This is a genomic window from Mesorhizobium sp. M0590, assembly GCF_040320905.1.
Taxonomy (GTDB): Bacteria; Pseudomonadota; Alphaproteobacteria; order Rhizobiales; family Rhizobiaceae; genus Mesorhizobium.
In genome coordinates this window covers 70,119-87,483 of sequence record NZ_JAMYQN010000011.1, presented here as the reverse complement: position 1 = coordinate 87,483, position 17,365 = coordinate 70,119, and the positions used below count along the sequence as shown (strand labels likewise).

Below are 17,365 nucleotides of genomic sequence, written 5' to 3'. Positions count from 1 at the left end.
GGGGGAGATTAGCCTTCATCACCCCATCCCAGCCGCATACTCCAGCGCCACCACGCCGTTGCCGAATTGCGTGGCCGAGATCAGCTCGAGCGGCAATTGCGCGCCGGGCGGGAACAGCAGCTTGCCCTGGCCGACGGCACCGGGATAGCTGAGCAGCCTGATGCGGTCGACCAGGCCATGGCGCAGCAATTCCTGCGCGACGCTGAGGCTGCCATGCACATAGATGTTGCCGCCGCTGCCTTGCTTCAGCCCTCTGACCGCTTCCGGCAACGCGCCCTGCAGCAGCTCGGCCGGCTGCCAGTCGAGCGCCTGCAAGCTGGACGAGGCGACATATTTCGGCAGCGCGTTGAACCGGTCGGCGAAGTCTCCGGTCTCCTTGGGCCACGAGCCGGCAAAAATCTCATAGGTCGTGCGCCCCAACAGCATGGCGCCACTGTCGGCAAGCTCGTCGTCCTTGAATTTCTGCATCTCATCGTTCCAGGCCACGCTCGGCAGCTTCTCGACCTCGGCAATGCCATCGACGCTGATGAATTCGGTGATGATGAGTTTTCTCATGGCGGGTTCCTTTCTGGCAGGGCCGAATGGCGCGGGCCTTATGCGACATGCGCCGTCAACTAGCGCGGCGCTTTTTCAGGGGGAGGGTTTTCCCTGTTCGCTTCCAAAGACCGATACCGTGGGAAAAGCTTCTCCGACCTGCCCTTCGTTCGGTCATGCCACAAGGTCCGCATCGGAGGCCGGTCTTTTTTGCCGATTGGATCTGGGTCGTAGTCACCGGCTGGCTACAGGTTGGCGATACCGGCTTTCAGCAGTCCTTCGCGGACGTGCTGCACATCAGACTCCTGGGCAAAGTGCAGGGTGGCGATGAATGAATCGATGTCGAATTGGGGATCGAGCGTTCTGATCTTGCCTAGATGCGCCGCGGCCGCGATTTCGTCGCCGAGCCAGCCGTAGCAGGCAGCGGCGAAAGCGTGCTGAGCCGAGTCCATGGTTGACAGATGCATGAACGCTTCGATCGCCTCGCCATACTGGCGCGCGGCGAAATGCGCCTTTCCCAGATGGCTCCAGAACCTCTCCGGGTGGTGCGGGTTCAACTGCATTGCCTTGCGGATCCATTCAATTCCCTCTTCCGGCCTCCCGAGCCACGTCAATAACTCGCCTTGCTGCACCACCACGAGGTCGTAATTGGGATTGAGGGCCAGCGCGCGCTCTTGATGGTAGCGCGCAGTGGTCAGCTCATTGTTGTTCACGTTCACGGCCGCGAGAATGCGATGGACATCGGCATCGTTGTTGTCCAGCGCCAGCGCCCTGTCCAGCGCTGCCATGATGTTGTTCCAGACGGCATCCCTGTCTTCGCACCAGTTATGGACCCAGGCCTGGCCAAGAATGCAGGCCCGCCAGGCATGGGCATGGGCATAATCGGGGTCGAGTGTGACGGCCCTTTCTATCAAGGTTTGCGCGCGTTCATTATCCGCAATCGTGCTTCGGTGATGCAGCACCTTGGCAGCAAGCACACATTCATACGCGGCCATGTTTGCAGGTTTCGCCCGCGCGAGCTGGTCCCGCTGAGCCGCCTCGACACGACCGGGCAGCGTGGCTGCGATCGCCGCCGTCACCTCATCCTGAATCGCGAATATGTCGTCCAGCTTCCGGTCATATTTGTCTGCCCAAATATGAGCGTCATTCGCCGTGTCGATGAGCTGAACCGTCACGCGCACCCTGTCGCCGATCTTGCGGACGCTTCCCTCCACCAGGTATTGGACGGTGAGTTTCTCGGCCACCTCGCGCACATTCACGGCGCGGTTCTTGTAGACGAAGCTGGAATTGCGCGAGATGACGAACAGCTCATGGTGGCGGGACAGTTCGGTGATGATGTCCTCGGTCAGTCCGTCCGCGAAAAATTCCTGCTCGGGGTCGCCGCTCATGTTGGTGAATGGCAGCACCACTATCGACGGTTTCGAGATGGATCGCTTTGCCTCGACTTCTGGCAGGACAGAACTATCAAACCCAACGCGATAGAGGCGAACCGGGCGGCTGATGTTCTTCAACGTCTTCTCGCCCAGGTCCTCCATGGCAATTTCGAGACGGTCGGCAATTTGGGTCGCCACCGCTGCGGTCACGCAGATACCGCCGACGTCGGCGAGTTGCTCGATGCGCGAGGCAATATTGACGCCGTCGCCGAAAATATCCTCATCGTCGAAAATGATGTCGCCGAGATTTATGCCGATCCTGAATTCGATACGCCGTTCTTGCGGCACATCCGAATTGCGCCGTTTCATGCGCTGTTGGATTTCCACGGCGCATTTCACGGCATCGGTCACGCTCTGGAACTCAACGAGCATGCCGTCTCCGGTGGTCTTGATGATCCGGCCCTTGTTCTTCGCGATGGCGGGATCGACCAGTTCTATGCGATGGGTCCGAAGGCGTGCGAGCGTGCCGGATTCGTCGGCCTCCATTAGCCGACTGTAGCCCGCCATATCGGCAGCCAGAATTGCGGCTAGTCTCTGTTCCATCGCTGAACCACAAACCAAGCCTATCCTTCCTGGGCTGCCAAATCCAGCAATTTGGGCTTGTACGCAGCAGCTGGGGCAGCTTGGGGGTGGTCTCGGTGCCTCGAAGGTGGCAGGCCGACCCAACTAGGCTTTTCATCAGAACTTCAGCGAAAGGTTCCTCTCCGTGTACTTTTCGCCCACGCTAATGCCGCTGTCATCGAGCCCTTCGTCCGGCATCGAAGTCGTAAAAATGATCTGATGCTCGTAGTCGAGGCTCTGACTTAAAGCGACCATCAGACGCTGAAAATTTTTGCTCCGATCAGGCGTCATTCCTTTGTCCTCGACGTTATCCAAAAGCAGGAATCGGGGATAATTAAACTGTTTGTCACGGCATGACGCTACCAGCAAAGCCAAGTGAAATGCGTTTCTGATCAGGGTTAAAGTGCTGGCGGAATACCCAGACTTTCCGTTTATCTCAACGCGATCCTCAGTGAAATTATAGTAGACACCGTCCGGATGCACCAGGCCAATGTCGTTGGCGGTGTCTTTGTTCAGAATCTCGGCCGTGGCTCGGGAGATCGATTGATAGGCGGATGTCTCACGGCGCTGTTTTAGCTTTATCCATTCATTTATGTTTTCGCGCAACGCAGTGATTTCAGAGTTCAGCTTTTCCTTGTCTGAGCTCAGTTGGGCAACCTCAGCAGCAACCTTGCGCTCGCGCTCAATATCAATCAACTCTCTGTCCAGAAAACCAATGCGCCTTGTGAGTAGCTCAATTCGCGCTTCAGATTCGGTGGAATAATGTTTCGCCGTCGATCGATACTCATCTGACATGATGGTTCGCATCCGATGGAGTTTGTGAAGACGGTCGCCTATCTCCTCAGCATCCTTCTGACGTTGCATTTGCAGGGCATTCGATTCTTTAAGCTGCACCTCGAGTTCGTTTTGCATCCTGGCGTATCTCGATCGCTCTTGATCTGGATCGATATGCGTCTTGCATAAATGGCAAGTGTGAGCGTCAGACGATTCTGCGACCGGCGTGAAGCAACTGGGACAGAATGAGAAATGAATCGGTCCGAACGCCTGTCCTGTTCTTTGGGACTGCCTTAGTTGGGTGATGGACCGTTCTATCTCAACTAGTAGAAGCCTACCGTCCTCGATTGCAAACTTGAGGCGATCGAGCTCGCTTTGCCTCAAATTTATCTCATCGCTGATGCGGTCCAAGTCGCGCTTTAGGGTCGCAATGACGGCCGACTTCTCGCTCGACGAAGCAGAGTCAGAGTGTTTTTCTGTTCGGAGCCTCTCGATTTCCTCAAGGGAGTTACCGCGCTCAGCTTCGACCGATTGGGCCCTGCTCAAAAGATCGGAGAAGTCCATGCTTTCATCGACGCTTCTAAGTACCTTTAGCAAACCGCTTAGCTGCAACGAAGACGCTGCATACTCTCTGTCCAACTGACGCAGTCTAATCTGACCAGGGTAAATTCGTTCGTCGAATACTCCGCAAAGTAAGTCGCCCACAGCCTGCCGTCGCTGTGGTGAATCGTTCTGATCTAGCCGAAATATTCTGTTAACCGGCGTCATCTGATCGACGTACATGAGGCGGAGAACCTGATGGGCCGTTATATTCGACTCTTCTGAAGGAACTTCGGGCAACCCAAGGGTGCGAAACAACACCTGGGTGAAACTCTCCCGTTCACCGGCCCGGCGGTATCCAAATTTCTGCCATCCTTCGGTTGCTGAATTGCGGGCCTGCTCAAGGGGACCAAAAAAAATCCACATCGGTTGTTGTGTGGTAGATAGAGCAATCTCGCGTTTCAGCGTTAGAGGCGATCCGTTGATTTGCACCTCGGCCAACGTCCGATCGCATTTGCCGGCTTCGTCCTTCCAAGAAGTGAGATCGCCCCCTAGCGCGAAGAAAATCAGATCGGCAATTGTCGACTTTCCCCGGCTATTTCCTTCGCTGCGGATCATATTGATCCCAAGCTTGAACTTCTCGTCATATGCTGCGGCTTGGCCTTTCTCTACGACCAGCCGATTGAGCGTGAGGATAGGATCAAACCGGATCATATCGGTACTCCAACAAGTGAGACCGAGCTTTCAGGCCTTTTGGCCCGTATAGAGGGATCGTGCCGAGCTTCGTCGCCAAATATGAGGCCAACTCGATGTCTCGTTCCTGAGCCGCGTCGAAGATGGTCTCCGGAAGAGCGACATCAGTTCTCCTTGCCACCCCTAACTCCAAGTCCGCTGGAGCCAGGATATTCTTACTCGCTAGGGCGGTTAGCGTAAGATGGTTCAGGCCCCGTAGATGGTTCAAGAGTGTCTCAGGCGACGCAGTCATGTTGTACTTTGATCTAGGCCCTGCCAAAAGTCTCCCCTGTTTCCCTGCGCCTTGGGTAAAATCAAATGAAGAAAGCAGGTAAGGAAAAAGAAAGTAGAAATCCAAGATTCTCAAAGCGTCAATATGAATCTCTTTTGAAGGGTGGTGATCTAATATGAAGCAAAGACGAAATAAGCCATGATGTATATCGAATATTGGGTGATATACCAGCATTCTAGTGCCAGCTAACGTGACAGTTTCCGGTTAAAAAGTATAACATGCCCCGTACCAGAGGAATTGGTGCTTCATCAAAATCGGGGCATTCCTCGAGTTCTGCTACAATTGGCCCAATAACTCTAAGATTCACCGCTTGGTCAATATCAGACCGGGGTGCGGAGCCCCTGATCAAGGGCTTTATCTCTGTATGAAAAGCCTCATGAATCTTCCCCATCAAGGTGGCGGCGATTCGCTGATATGTAGGCGAGAACAAATTCTCACGGATGCCGGCGAAAACAGCTTCCTTCATGGCCATAGCCATATGCAGATCATCGGATCGGCCTGCGGCCACGAGCTTTCCTTCAAGGCCAATGACCTTTTCGTTTTCGACTTGCCGAGTGAAGATTTCCAGTTGGCTGATATACGCAGTGAGGGTTTTGTCTCCCTCGGCCTCGGCGGCAAGGCGACTGTAGAGTCTGCTCAACTGAGACTTTGGCTTTTCTGGCGGTAAATGGATGTGAACTTCATTCACATCACGGCCCGCCATATTACCTTGAACATTATTTTCAGTCTGTCTTGCAGATGACAGCGAATTGAATTGGTCCAGTGGAATTAAGGTCCCACTGCCCTTGAGATCAGCAAGCGCATTCTTCGTCAAATCTTTGCCGTCGTCGTTCGTCAAGATTATTTCACGTTCACGTCACGGCCTGCCAAGTTGCCGCCAACCCGATTATTCTGTTGGTCGACTGTGCCTTGGCTATTCGCAGATCTGGTGATGTCAGTGCGTTTGCGGCGACTGAAATCGACGACAAATTTCAGGGAATAGCCAGCCACCAACCCTACGATGAACGTGATAACATAAGAAAGATAATTCATAATAACTCCCCCGCTTACCGGTTCTTATCATAAGGTTGTGGAGCTCTCAACTGCGAGTGCAGCTCATTCCGATAGGAAAGCACCTTATCGGACGCGGTCTTAGACATCCTCGCAGGTCACCGACCATATTTTCCGTTACCCTGCACCGATCGTGGGTTTCCGGCTCATGAAAGCCTTCGCCGTTGGGTAGAGGAAGGTGTGCTCACGCTAAGTCCAATACCCACTTGTGTTGCCGGCAATTAATCCTAATCTCCCTTGAGAAAACCTTTTCCCAAACTGTCCGGCGCCAATCGACCACCCCAATCACCACCACCGCTCTGTAAGAGAAAAGCTTTTCCCAACTAAGGAATCCACCGCGCACCATGGCCTCCGACACCTCGCCAACGCCTGTCAAGCAGCCCGTCACTCTCCGTGAGGTGGCGGCCATCGCCGGCGTCAGCGTGGCCACGGCCTCAAAAGCACTGAACGGGCAGGGGCGGATGACTGCCGAGACGCGGACGCGCATTCGCGAGACGGCGCAGCGGCTTGGCTTTCGTCCGAACAGCCTGGCGCAGAGCCTGTTGCGGCGGCTCCTTTACCGTCGGGCCCGCCGACCAACCGCTTATCGCCGCGCCTTCGGCGCGCATTTGTGACGGTCGCCGCCTTCATGAAGCAACTCTGATCCCAAATATCATCGTGCGATGCCAAGCCGTTGCGGGAGGGGATGCGGGTAACGTCAGCAAAGTGGAACAATCCGGCAGCCGGCCGGTTTGTACGATGAAGGGCGATCTGTTTCGGAGGAAGATTACGATGAAACGCGTCCTTGCCCAACATGCGGTGCGACTGATGCTCGGCGGCGTAACCGCCTGCCTGCTCACGGTCGTCGAGATTCCCAACCCGATTGTGCCATTGTCGCTTTTGTCCGAGGCAAGGGCTGCCACCACCGTTTCGATCAGCACGTTCTACGAAGAACTGTCTTCCTATGGTGATTGGGTCTCGTATCACGGAGCGACCGTTTTCGTGCCGGTTGATGTGCCTGACGATTGGCGTCCGTATACGCTTGGACACTGGGTCTATACCGAGCAGTATGGCTGGCTCTGGGTGTCCGACGAGCCGTTCGGCTGGGCGACGTACCATTACGGCCGGTGGGGCTATGCCGACGATATCGGCTGGTACTGGGTTCCGGGCACTCGCTGGGCGCCAGCATGGGTGAGTTGGCGTCGTGACAGAGAGCACATCATTTGGGCGCCGCTGCCGCCCCGCCGCGATCCGGATTTGATTTCAATCGAGGTGATCTTCGACACGACGCCGGATTATTACTGGGTTGTGGTCCCCACCCGCGAATTCCTTGCCGCGGACATTTCTGTGGTCGTTATTCGTGATGAGCCGGAGTTTGTGCGCATTGTCGAGGCGGCCGAACCGGCCGGCGACGTGACGATCCAGAACAATTTGGTGATCAACAAAGTCATTGATGTCGATGTGATCGAAAAGGAGACGAACCAGAAGGTGACTGCCGTCAAGGTTAGCAAGACCGACGCGCCCGAGCAGTCCGGCAAACTGGAAAACGATACGGTCGCTGTCTTTGAGGGCGAGGTGAAAGCCGACCCTAAGGCCAAACCAGCTAAGCTCAAGGACATCGAAGAGGTGAAGCAGGTTCAGGCTGGCCGGAAATCGAAGCCGACCGAAGGCGCTGCAACGACCGAGCAGGCCAAGCCCGAAGAAACCGCCAAGCCTGAGAAGCCGAAGGCCAAGGAGCAGCCGGCCACCGAGCAGCAGCAGGCCGAGCCCGGCAAGGCGGCCAAGCCTGAGAAGTCGAAGGCCAAGGAGCAACCCGCCGCCGAGCAGCAGCAGGCTGAGCCCGAACAGACGGCCAAGCCTGAGAAGCCGAAGACCAAGAAGCAGCCCGCCGCCGAGCAGCAGCAGGCCGAGCCCGAACAGACGGCCAAGCCTAAGAAACCGAAGATCAAGAAGCAGCCCGCCGCCGAGCAGCAGCAGGCCGAGCCCGAACAGACGGCCAAGCCTGAGAAGCGGAAGGCCAAGAAGCAGCCCGCTGCCGAGCAGCAGCAGGCTGAGCCGGAGCAGGCTGCCAAGCCTGAGAAGCGGAAGGCCAAGGAGCAGCCAGCGGCCGAGCAGCAGCAGGCCGAGCCCGAGCAGGCGGTCAAGCCCAAGCCACAGAAACAGAAAAACAAGGCGTGCGATCCACAGACTGAGAACTGCTAGCTCTGCGGGTAGACTGCGGCACCGCGATTATTCCATCGCGGTGCCCGCTGAACGGCAATGCACGCCAAAGGTGCTCGCCCTCTTTCCTTCGGGCCGCCATGGCAGATCCTGGACCCAGGGCAGCGAGTCGTAGTTGACTGCCGAACATGCCTGTAACCAGGCCATTCCCTCTTGCCATCCTTGCATCCTTCCCCTAATCTTCCTTTTGAGAAAACCTTTTCCCAACTCTGCCGGCACCCGCTGATCTCACCATTCAGCACCCGCCGGGCCATAAGAGAAAAGCTTTTCTCACCTGGGAGGATCGATATCCAAATCATGGCGTCCGATGCGCAGCCAACGCCTGTCAAGCAGCCCGTCACCCTCCGTGAGGTGGCCGCGCTTGCCGGCGTCAGTGTCGCCACGGCCTCAAAAGCGCTGAACGGGCAGGGGCGGATGACGGCCGAGACGCGGACCCGTATTCGCGAGACGGCGCAGCGGCTTGGCTTTCGCCCGAACAGCCTGGCGCAGAGCCTGTTGCGGCGGCGCTCCTTTACCGTCGGGCTGTTGACCAACGACACCTATGGCCGGTTTTCGCTGCCGCTGATGGCCGGCGTTTCCGACGCGCTGGTCGATGCCGGCGTCTCGGTGTTTTTGTGCAATGTCGAGGACGACCCGCGCCTTGCCCAGCTGCATGTCGATGCCATGCTCGACAAGCGCGTCGATGGCATCATCGCCACCGGCAAGCGCATCGACCGCCATCTGCCGGTCGATCTCGCCAATCTCGGCATTCCGGCGATCTATGCCTTTACCGAGCCCGATCCCGGCTCCATCGCCTTCGTCTCCGACGATGCCGGCGGGGCGCGGCTGGCTGTCGAGCATTTTTGCCGGCTCGGGCGGCGGCGCATCGCCCATGTCAGCGGTCCCGCGAGCTTTGCCGTGGTGCATGCGCGGGCCGAGGCCTATCGCGCAGTGCTGGCCGAGAACGGCCTGCCGGTCATGGAGCCGCTGCTCGGCCCGTGGTCAGAAGCCTGGGGGCATGAGGCCGTGAGAAAGCTGTTCGACGGCGAGGGGTTCGACGGCACGCGGGAGCGGCCCGATGCCGTCTTCTGCGGCAACGACCAGATCGCGCGCGGCGTCATCGACGCCTTGCGCGAGCGCGGTATCGGCGTGCCGGACGAGGTCGGCGTCATCGGTTTCGACAATTGGCAGATCGTCGCCGAAGCGACTCGGCCGCCGCTGACCTCGGTCGACATGAACCTTTCAGCACTTGGCCGCGAGGCCGGCCTTGCCTTGCTTTCGCTCGTCGGCGGCGAACCCGCTCTGCCGGGCATCAGAAAACTGCCGTGCCGGCTGGTGGTGCGTCAGTCATGCGGCCGTCCGCCGGACGGCTGAACGAAACGGGCCGTGTCGATAGTCACCGCTTGGGGCGCGGCTAAATTAAGACGCTAAATTAAAACCATGTGGAGGAGAAGCATGAGAACCACCATTACCGGGCTCGCCATTGCCGCGAGCATTTTTGGCACGCTGGCGACAGCCGGCTCGGCCGCCGCCGACACCGCCAACATCTGGGTGCGCGCCGACGGCTCGAACTTCATGCCGCGCGTCGTCGATGCCTTCAACAAGGGCCATCAGAACCAGATCAAGCTGGACATCATCCCCAATGCCGAAATCATTCCGAAATACGGCGCTGCGGCTGCCGGCGGCACGGCGCCCGATGCGCTGTCGCTCGACCTGATCTACACGCCGTCCTTCGCCGCCGCCGGCCAGCTCGAAGACATCACCGACTGGGCGAAATCGCTGCCTTATTTCGCCAGCCTGTCGCCGGCGCATGTCAAGACCGGCACCTATAAGGGCCGCATCTACGGGCTGCCGTTCTCGGCCGATTCCTCGGTGCTGATCTGGAACAAGAAGCTGTTCAAGCAGGCCGGCCTCGATCCGGAAAAGGGCCCGACCAACTGGGCCGAGATCGAAGCCGACGCCGAAAAGGTCAACGCGCTCGGCGGCGACATCAAGGGCTTCTACTTCTCCGGCAATTGCGGCGGCTGCAACATCTTCACCTTCACGCCGCTGATCTGGGCCTCGGGCGGCGACATCCTGACCGAGGACGGCTCCAAGGCGACGCTGGACACGCCGCAGATGCGCGGTGCCATCGACCTCTACCGTTCGATGGTCAAGAAGGACCTGGTGCCTTCAGGCGCGCAGACCGACACCGGCTCCAACTTCTTTGCCGCCTTCGCCACCGGCAATATCGGCATCTCGCCGTCCGGCGCCTTCGCCATCGGCGCGCTTAACACGCAATATCCCGACATCGACTACGGCATCACCTTCCTGCCCGGCAAGGACGGCGGCTGGTCGTCGTTTGCCGGCGGCGACAATTTCGTCGTCACCAAGGGCACCACCAAGGTCGCGGTGGTGAAGGAGTTCCTCGACTTCGCCTATTCGCTCGAGGGCCAGACCATCCTGGCGAAATACGGCAGCCTGCCGGTGCGCGGCGACATCGCCAAGGATGCGCTCAAGGACCTCGACCCGCGCTACCAGACCGCCGCCGAAGCCATGGCCAAGGGCCGCACACCCTATTCGGTGGTGTTCAACGACCTGATCAACTCGGCCAACGGTCCGTGGAACCAGATGATGAACGAGGTCTTCTTCGGCGAAGACGTCGACGGCGCCATCGCCAATGCGCAGGAAACGATGCAGTCGATCATCGATTCGGCGCCGCAGAAGTAAGGCGCCGGCGCCCACCTCCCCCTCGAGGGGAGGTCGGACCGAAGGTCCGGGTGGGGTCGTTGCGGCAGTGCTCGACGTTTCTGTCGGCGCACTTCGCAGGCGACCCCACCCCCGCAGCCCCTTAACCTCCCCCTTGAGGGGAGGTCGGACCGCAGGTCCGGGTGGGGTCATCGCGGCAGTGCTCGACGCTCTTTTGATGTCGGCGCACTTCGCAGGCGACCCCACCCCCGGCCTTCGGCCGGACCCTCCCCTCAAGGGGGAGGGGGACGTAGCGCTAACGGAAGACCACGGCATGACCACCATCACAGCAACCACCGCCGCGCCAGCGCGCGCATACAAACTAGTCGGCGCCGGCCGCCGGCAGTGGATCGGCCTGCTCTATGTCGCGCCGGCCGTTGCCCTTGTCGTCGTCTTCTTCATCGTGCCGCTTTGCATGACCGCCTGGATGTCGCTGCACAACTGGCCGCTGATGGGCGCGCATAGCTTTATCGGCCTCGACAATTACTGGGCGATCCTGCGCGACACCCGCTTCTGGAACGCGCTGAAGTTCACCGGCTACTACACGGTGGTGGTGACGATCGCGATCTTCGCCGTCGCCTTTCCGCTGGCGCTGTTCATCGAAAGGCCGCGGCAGCTGACCGGCTTCTACCGGACGTCCTTCTTCATGCCGGCGGTCATCGGTTTCGCCTCGGCCAGCCTTTTGTGGTCATGGCTGCTCAATGTCGATTCCGGCCTGTTCAGCCCGGCCGCTTTCGAGCTCGGCCTGACCGAGAAGAAATTCAACCTGCTGGCGACCTTCCAGCCGGCCTTCTGGTCGATCATCGCCATGGTGGTGTGGAAGGTGGCGGGCTTCACCATGATCATCCTGATGACCGGCCTGCAGTCGATCCCGCCGGACCTGCAGGAGGCGGCGATGATCGACGGGGCAGGGCCATTCGCGCGGTTCCGGGCGATTACCTTGCCCTTGATGCGCCGCACGCTGGCGTTGGCGCTGATCCTGTCGGTTGCCGGCTCGATCCTCGCCTTCGACCAGTTCTACATCATCCTGCGCGGCGGCCCGCGCAACCAGACGCTGACCGCCGTCTACTGGATCTTCAACCAGTCCTTCGTGTCGTTCAAGCTCGGCTATGGCGCAGCACTTTCGATGGTCCTGCTGGTCATCCTGGTGGCGCTCAGCCTGATCCAGCTGCGGCTGCTGCGCAATCCGGAAGGGGTCGACTGATGGCGCAGGCAAGGAGCCGCAAACGCCGCATCGGCATGCAGATTGCCGAGCACTCGACCGGCATCATCGCGTCGATACTGTTCCTGGCGCCGATCGCCTGGACGGTGCTTTCGGCCTTCAAGCCGGCGCAGGAAGCGCGCCAGCCGCCGCTGCCGCCGTGGCCGACCAGCGGCATCTCGCTCGAGAACTACGCCACGCTCAACACCTTCGGCGACGGCCTGTGGCTGCCGGCGCAAAACAGCATCTACGTCTCGGTGATGACGGTGGTGCTGTCGGTGATCGTCAGCGTGCTCGCCGGCTACGGTTTCTCGCGCTTCCGCTTTCCGCTGAAGAACCTGCTGTTCGTCGTCATCCTGTCGACGATCATGATCCCGTTCCAGTCGATCCTAACGCCGATCTTCCTGGTGCTGACCAAGATCGGCCTGCACAACACGCTGACCGGGCTGGTCTGCGTCTACGTCACGCTGCAGCTGCCGTTCTCGATCTTCATGATGCGCAACGCCTTCGACGCGGTGCCGCGCGAGATCGAGGAGGCCGCGCGCATGGACGGCGCCAACAATGTCACCATGCTCTTGAGGGTGATGCTGCCGCTGGTCTGGCCGGGCATCGTCACCATCGCGCTGTTTGCCTTCCTCGGCGCCTGGAACGAGTTTTTGGCGGCGCTGGTGCTGATGACGGACCAGTCGAAATTCACGCTGCCGATCATGATGACCGCACTGCAGTCCGGCCGCTTCGGCGCCATCGACTGGGGCGCCGTGCAGGCCGGCGTCACCGTGATGATGGTGCCGTGCCTGGTGCTCTTCCTTTTGCTGCAGCGCTTCTACATCCGCGGCCTGATGGCAGGGGCCGTGAAGTGACCAACCGAACCGAACCGGAGTAAATTGATGACCGCATCGCAATCCGCCAGTCAGGGCGCCAAGCCGAAACTCGCCTTTCGCCCGCTGCCGGTGCCGCAGGTCGATGTGCGCGGCTTCTGGGGCGACCGCGTCGATGCCGTCGCCGCAAAGACCGCCGGCATCCTCTACGACCGCTGTGTCGAAGCGCGCATGCTCGAGCAGATCGACCCGGACCGGCCGTCGCCCGGCGTCGTCATTCCGTTCCACTCACCCTCGCCGGACGAGGCAGCCACCGCCGGCAACGAGTTCACCGGCTCGACGGTGACGACGCAGATGTTCTGGGACTCGGATTGGGGCAAGACCATCGAGACCGCCGCCTATTCGCTCTACCGCCGCCGCAACGACGAGCTGGAGAAGAAGATCGATGCCGTCATCGACATGTATGGCAAGCTGCAGCAGCCCGACGGCTATCTGTCGAGCTGGTACCAGCGCATCCAGCCGGGCCTGCGCTGGACCAATCTGCGCGACTGCCACGAGCTCTATTGCGCCGGCCACCTGATCGAAGGCGCGGTCGCCTATTACCAGGCCACGGGAAAACGCAAGCTGCTCGACATCATGTGCCGCTATGTCGATCATATTGCCGAGACGTTCAGTCCCGAGCCCGGCAAGAAGAAGGGCTATTGCGGCCATGAGGAGATCGAGCTGGCGCTGGTCAAGCTGGCACGGGTGACGGGCGAGCGCAAATACATGGAGCTTGCCAAATATTTCATCGATCAGCGCGGCCAGCAGCCGCATTATTTCGACGAGGAGGCGCGAGCACGCGGCGCCGACCCCAAGGCCTACCATTTCAAGACTTACGAATACAACCAGTCGCACAAGCCCGTACGCGAGCAGGACAAGGTCGTCGGCCATGCGGTGCGGGCGATGTATCTCTATTCGGGCATGGCCGACATCGCCACCGAATATGGCGACGACACGCTGCGGGTGGCGCTCGACCGGCTGTGGGACGACCTCATGACCAAGAATCTCTACGTCACCGGCGGCCTCGGGCCGTCATCGCACAATGAGGGTTTCACCGCCGATTACGACCTGCCCAACGACACCGCCTATGCCGAAACCTGTGCTTCGGTCGGCCTGGTGTTCTGGGCAAGCCGCATGCTCGGCATGGGTCCCAATGCGCGCTACGCCGATATCATGGAGCGGGCGCTCTACAACGGCTCGATCTCCGGCCTGTCGCTCGACGGCTCGCTGTTCTTCTATGAAAATCCGCTGGAGAGCCGCGGTGCCCACCACCGCTGGAAATGGCATCGCTGCCCGTGCTGCCCGCCCAATGTCGGGCGCATGGTCGCCTCGATCGGCAGCTATTTCTATGGCCTGTCGGACACAGCACTTGCCGTCCACCTCTATGGAAACGGCACGGCTCGTTTCGATATTTCTGGGACGCAGATAGAGCTCACCCAAACGAGCAATTATCCCTGGGACGGCGCGGTCTCGATCTCTGTCGAACCGGAAGCTCCGACCGAGTTCACCTTGCACCTGCGCCTGCCGGCCTGGTGCCGCAAGGCAGCGCTCAAGGTCAACGGCGCCGATGTCGATCTGGCTGCCATCACCAGCGACGGCTATGCCGCGATCCGCCGCGAATGGCGCAAGGGCGACCGCGTCGAGCTCGACCTCGAAATGGCCGTCGACCGCCTCTACGCCAATCCCCAGGTGCGGCAGGATATCGGCCGTGTCGCACTGACGCGCGGCCCGCTGATCTATTGCGTCGAGGAGACCGACAATTCCAGCCAGCTGCACCGCATCGCTCTGCCGCGAACGGCCGACATCGCGGCGCATCAGCAGCCGAACCTTCTGGGCGGCGTCGTGACACTTTCGGCGATTGCCAAAAAGGAGGCTTTCGAAAACTGGGAAGAGGGGCTCTACCGCACCGAACGGCCGGCGGTCGAGGACGCGAAAATCACCGCCGTGCCGTATTTCGCCTGGGACAACCGCGACCCCGGCGAGATGCTGGTCTGGCTCAGGGACGAATGAAGCCCGACCGCAGCGCCCGACCGATCTCCTCGGCCACAAGTTCCTGCAACTGCCAGAGATTGCGGTCGCGGATGCCGCAGGCGTCGAGATGGCGAATGGTCTCGAACAGATATTCGGCGCCCGAACCCCAATGGCCGACGGCCGTGGCCAGGGTCGCCGCTATCGCTCGCTTTTCGAGCTTGCCGGCATAGCGCGGATTGGCGGGATCGACAACGAAACCAAGCGCTTGGCCCGTGCCGTCGCCCGTCCTGACCTGCAGCCAGCGCGGCACGTTGACGGCCGGCAGGATGGTCATCTCACGTCGCAGCAGCGTTTCGAGATTGGCCCCCACTGGCTCGGCGATCTCGAATACCATGCCCTGACACTGGCCGCCGCGGTCGAGGGCCATCATCAGGCCGGGCTGCTCGATGGTGCCCCTGAAGCGCTGCACCGTAAAACAGAACGAACGATGCCAGCCCGTCGCCACGGCCCGTTCGCCACCCCTGACCTCGCCGGCCGGCTTCCACAGCAGCGAGCCATAGGCGAACAGCATCACCGGCCCGCCCGGCGCGCCGGCCAGCACCTCGTCGCGAATGCGCGCGTAATCGGCATCGGTCATGTAGACCATGCCCGGCGTCGGCCCGGCATCCTCGACCGCACGCAAGGTGCGGGCGACCAGCGCCTCGGTCAGCGCCATCGGTGTCTTGCGCGGCGAACGCCGTGATGCGGCGGAAATGACCTTCCTCATCCTCATGCTCTCAGCCTTGCCGCCATGTTGCCGAAGGCTGAAGGATTCTCAAGGGCCGAGTACACCAGCGCGGATCAGCATCCGAACTGTCATGTACAACAGCTTGACTGGATTCGACGAAATACCCAGCGGGCTTAAGCGCGTCGACTGAACCCATTTCAGCGCGACGCGCTTCAGTGCGGAGGCTGATCTGGCCGGCCGCCACCGCCGTCAAGCAGCCGGTCGAATGTTCTGGTTCACCCGGAAGAGGTTGTTTGGGTCGTATTTCTTCTTCAGCGTAGCCAGGCGCTCATAGTTGTCGCCATAAGCCGCCTTGAGCCTTGCATCGCCCTCGTCATCCATCATGAAGTTCAGGTAGGCGCCGCCCAGATCGAACGGATGCACGGCCTCCCAGTAGGCCTTGGTCCAGCGCGTCACCGGCCCCGCTTTCTGTGGGTCCGGATCGATCCCGGCGATGACCATCGACCAGGTCGCATCACGGTAATTCCAGGGTGTCTCGTCTTTGCCGACGCGATGGACCGCACCATCGATCGGGTAGAGGTGCATGAGCGATAGCTCGCTCGGCGTCTTCGCCGCCTGCGCGAGATGGGCGTCGATCGCCTCGTCGGACAGCGTCTTGACGAAATCGCCCCGCCAGTACCACTGCATTCCCTTCGGGTAGAGCCCATCGAACATGCTCTGCACCGCGGGATAGGGCATCGTTCCCATCCAGTTGAACCAGGGCGCGGGCAGCGCATCGAGCAGCGGGGCCAGCGCCTCTCTGCCCTTTTCCTCCGGGCCGTTGTAGCAGCACATCAGCAGACACATCCGCTTTCCCCAAAACTCTTCCGGGAAGGGTGCGCTCGAGAGGACGGTCTTGAGCCCGAGAAAGATCCCGAGTTCTTCGGGCGCGTTCGGCAGGAACTCGCGATAATGCTGCATGATGGTGCGGGCGTGGCGCTGATCCCATGCGATCGGCCCCGCAAAGACCATGCTGACCTGGTGGAGCTTGAACACAAAGCTGGTGACGATGCCGAAATTGCCGCCGCCGCCGCGAAGCGCCCAGAACAGGTTGGGGTTCCGCTCCTTGCTGGCGGTGACGAAGCTTCCATCGGCAAGCACGACATCGGCCTCGATCAGATTATCGATGGTCAGGCCATATTTGCGCGTCAGATAGCCATGGCCGCCGCTCAGCGTCAGTCCGGCGACCCCGGTGGTCGAGATGATGCCCGCCGGTACGGCCAGGCCAAAGGCATGGGTGGCATGGTCGAGGTCGCCCTGAGTACAGCCCGGGCCTACCCGCGCCGTGCGGGCATCCGGATCGACGCGCACGCCGTTCATCGCCGACAGGTCGATCACCAGACCGTCGTCGCAGCTCCCCAATCCTGGTCCGTTATGGCCGCCGCCACGTACCGCAACCAGCAAATTGTTGTCGCGGCCGAAATTCACCGCTGTGATTACGTCGGCGACGTCGACACAGCGGGCGATGATCAGCGGCCGCTTGTCGATCATGCCGTTGTAGAGCTTGCGGGCCTCGTCATAGCGGGCGTCGCCGGCGTGGATGACTTCGCCTCGCAGGCTTGCTGCGAATTTGGTGATGTCTTCATCGTTCATGACATTCCTCCCTATTATTGGACCTGTCGGCCGGTCGATGAAACGCTAGTCTCGTCCGCTGTTCCCGCAAATGTCACATCGTCCATTTCTGTTGCCCGATCGTTCAGAGTAGGATTAGACCAGATGGATGGTTGCCCGGGCGGCCATATTGCC

At 60.3% G+C, this 17,365-nt stretch carries 13 protein-coding genes and 1 pseudogene; 7 read left to right on the top strand and 7 right to left on the bottom strand.

Annotation, left to right across the window (positions count from 1 at the left end; translation table 11 throughout):
• Positions 1-18 precede the first annotated feature (18 nt).
• The 5 genes from NKI52_RS19260 to NKI52_RS19240 form a co-directional block, all read right to left on the bottom strand.
• Positions 19-555 carry a dihydrofolate reductase family protein gene (locus tag NKI52_RS19260; RefSeq protein WP_352699111.1) on the bottom strand — a complete coding sequence of 179 codons (537 nt, stop codon included), beginning with the start codon at positions 553-555 and terminating at the stop codon, positions 19-21.
• Positions 556-779: 224 nt separating this feature from the next.
• Positions 780-2,510, bottom strand: a complete 1,731-nt coding sequence (locus NKI52_RS19255; protein WP_352699109.1) for an adenylate/guanylate cyclase domain-containing protein — start codon at positions 2,508-2,510, stop codon at positions 780-782.
• Positions 2,511-2,645: 135 nt separating this feature from the next.
• A complete protein-coding gene (locus NKI52_RS19250; protein ID WP_352699107.1) occupies positions 2,646-4,556 on the bottom strand; it encodes a hypothetical protein in 1,911 nt (636 codons plus the stop codon).
• On the bottom strand, positions 4,543-5,040 hold the full coding sequence (locus tag NKI52_RS19245; RefSeq protein ID WP_352699105.1) for an ABC-three component system middle component 5: 498 nt from the start codon (positions 5,038-5,040) through the stop codon (positions 4,543-4,545). The genes NKI52_RS19250 and NKI52_RS19245 overlap by 14 nt, the downstream gene beginning before the upstream one ends.
• A 1-nt stretch (position 5,041) precedes the next feature.
• Positions 5,042-5,704, bottom strand: coding sequence for an ABC-three component system protein (locus NKI52_RS19240; RefSeq protein ID WP_352699103.1), 663 nt, complete (start codon positions 5,702-5,704; stop codon positions 5,042-5,044).
• A 556-nt stretch (positions 5,705-6,260) separates the two neighbouring features.
• On the opposite strand from NKI52_RS19240, the pseudogene NKI52_RS19235 reads away from it, so the two are divergent.
• The 7 genes and pseudogenes from NKI52_RS19235 to NKI52_RS19205 form a co-directional block, all read left to right on the top strand.
• Positions 6,261-6,483: pseudogene (locus NKI52_RS19235) on the top strand (LacI family DNA-binding transcriptional regulator); the annotation flags it as partial.
• Between the two features lie 204 nt (positions 6,484-6,687).
• Complete coding sequence (locus NKI52_RS19230) at positions 6,688-8,097, top strand: DUF6600 domain-containing protein (RefSeq protein WP_352699209.1); 1,410 nt, start codon at positions 6,688-6,690, stop codon at positions 8,095-8,097.
• A gap of 315 nt (positions 8,098-8,412) precedes the next feature.
• On the top strand, positions 8,413-9,468 hold the full coding sequence (locus NKI52_RS19225) for a LacI family DNA-binding transcriptional regulator (RefSeq protein ID WP_352699101.1): 1,056 nt from the start codon (positions 8,413-8,415) through the stop codon (positions 9,466-9,468).
• An 81-nt stretch (positions 9,469-9,549) separates the two neighbouring features.
• A complete protein-coding gene (locus NKI52_RS19220) occupies positions 9,550-10,803 on the top strand; it encodes an ABC transporter substrate-binding protein (protein ID WP_352458703.1) in 1,254 nt (417 codons plus the stop codon).
• Positions 10,804-11,095: 292 nt separating this feature from the next.
• Positions 11,096-12,025 (top strand): carbohydrate ABC transporter permease, encoded by a 930-nt coding sequence (locus tag NKI52_RS19215; RefSeq protein WP_352452309.1) that lies wholly within the window; start codon positions 11,096-11,098, stop codon positions 12,023-12,025.
• Positions 12,025-12,882, top strand: a complete 858-nt coding sequence (locus NKI52_RS19210) for a carbohydrate ABC transporter permease (protein WP_254817449.1) — start codon at positions 12,025-12,027, stop codon at positions 12,880-12,882. Before NKI52_RS19215 ends, NKI52_RS19210 begins: the two co-directional genes overlap by 1 nt.
• A 27-nt stretch (positions 12,883-12,909) precedes the next feature.
• A complete protein-coding gene (locus NKI52_RS19205; protein ID WP_352699098.1) occupies positions 12,910-14,892 on the top strand; it encodes a glycoside hydrolase family 127 protein in 1,983 nt (660 codons plus the stop codon).
• On the opposite strand, the gene NKI52_RS19200 is transcribed toward NKI52_RS19205, so the two are convergent.
• Positions 14,879-15,619, bottom strand: coding sequence for a gamma-glutamylcyclotransferase (locus NKI52_RS19200; protein WP_352699207.1), 741 nt, complete (start codon positions 15,617-15,619; stop codon positions 14,879-14,881). The genes NKI52_RS19205 and NKI52_RS19200 overlap by 14 nt on opposite strands.
• Before the next feature lie 210 nt (positions 15,620-15,829).
• Complete coding sequence (locus tag NKI52_RS19195) at positions 15,830-17,212, bottom strand: FAD-binding oxidoreductase (protein ID WP_352569790.1); 1,383 nt, start codon at positions 17,210-17,212, stop codon at positions 15,830-15,832.
• Between the last annotated feature and the right edge of the window lie 153 nt (positions 17,213-17,365).

Excerpts from the sequence above, each read along its gene's own strand:
- NKI52_RS19250 (WP_352699107.1), bottom strand. The coding sequence starts at position 4,556 with ATGATCCGGTTTGATCCTATCCTCACGCTCAATCGGCTGGTCGTAGAG.
- NKI52_RS19205 (WP_352699098.1), top strand. The coding sequence starts at position 12,910 with ATGACCGCATCGCAATCCGCCAGTCAGGGCGCCAAGCCGAAACTCGCC.
- NKI52_RS19255 (WP_352699109.1), bottom strand. The coding sequence starts at position 2,510 with ATGGAACAGAGACTAGCCGCAATTCTGGCTGCCGATATGGCGGGCTAC.
- NKI52_RS19210 (WP_254817449.1), top strand. The coding sequence starts at position 12,025 with ATGGCGCAGGCAAGGAGCCGCAAACGCCGCATCGGCATGCAGATTGCC.
- NKI52_RS19225 (WP_352699101.1), top strand. The coding sequence starts at position 8,413 with ATGGCGTCCGATGCGCAGCCAACGCCTGTCAAGCAGCCCGTCACCCTC.
- NKI52_RS19200 (WP_352699207.1), bottom strand. The coding sequence starts at position 15,619 with ATGAGGAAGGTCATTTCCGCCGCATCACGGCGTTCGCCGCGCAAGACA.
- NKI52_RS19230 (WP_352699209.1), top strand. The coding sequence starts at position 6,688 with ATGAAACGCGTCCTTGCCCAACATGCGGTGCGACTGATGCTCGGCGGC.
- NKI52_RS19245 (WP_352699105.1), bottom strand. The coding sequence starts at position 5,040 with ATGCTGGTATATCACCCAATATTCGATATACATCATGGCTTATTTCGT.
- NKI52_RS19220 (WP_352458703.1), top strand. The coding sequence starts at position 9,550 with ATGAGAACCACCATTACCGGGCTCGCCATTGCCGCGAGCATTTTTGGC.
- NKI52_RS19195 (WP_352569790.1), bottom strand. The coding sequence starts at position 17,212 with ATGAACGATGAAGACATCACCAAATTCGCAGCAAGCCTGCGAGGCGAA.
- NKI52_RS19215 (WP_352452309.1), top strand. The coding sequence starts at position 11,096 with ATGACCACCATCACAGCAACCACCGCCGCGCCAGCGCGCGCATACAAA.
- NKI52_RS19260 (WP_352699111.1), bottom strand. The coding sequence starts at position 555 with ATGAGAAAACTCATCATCACCGAATTCATCAGCGTCGATGGCATTGCC.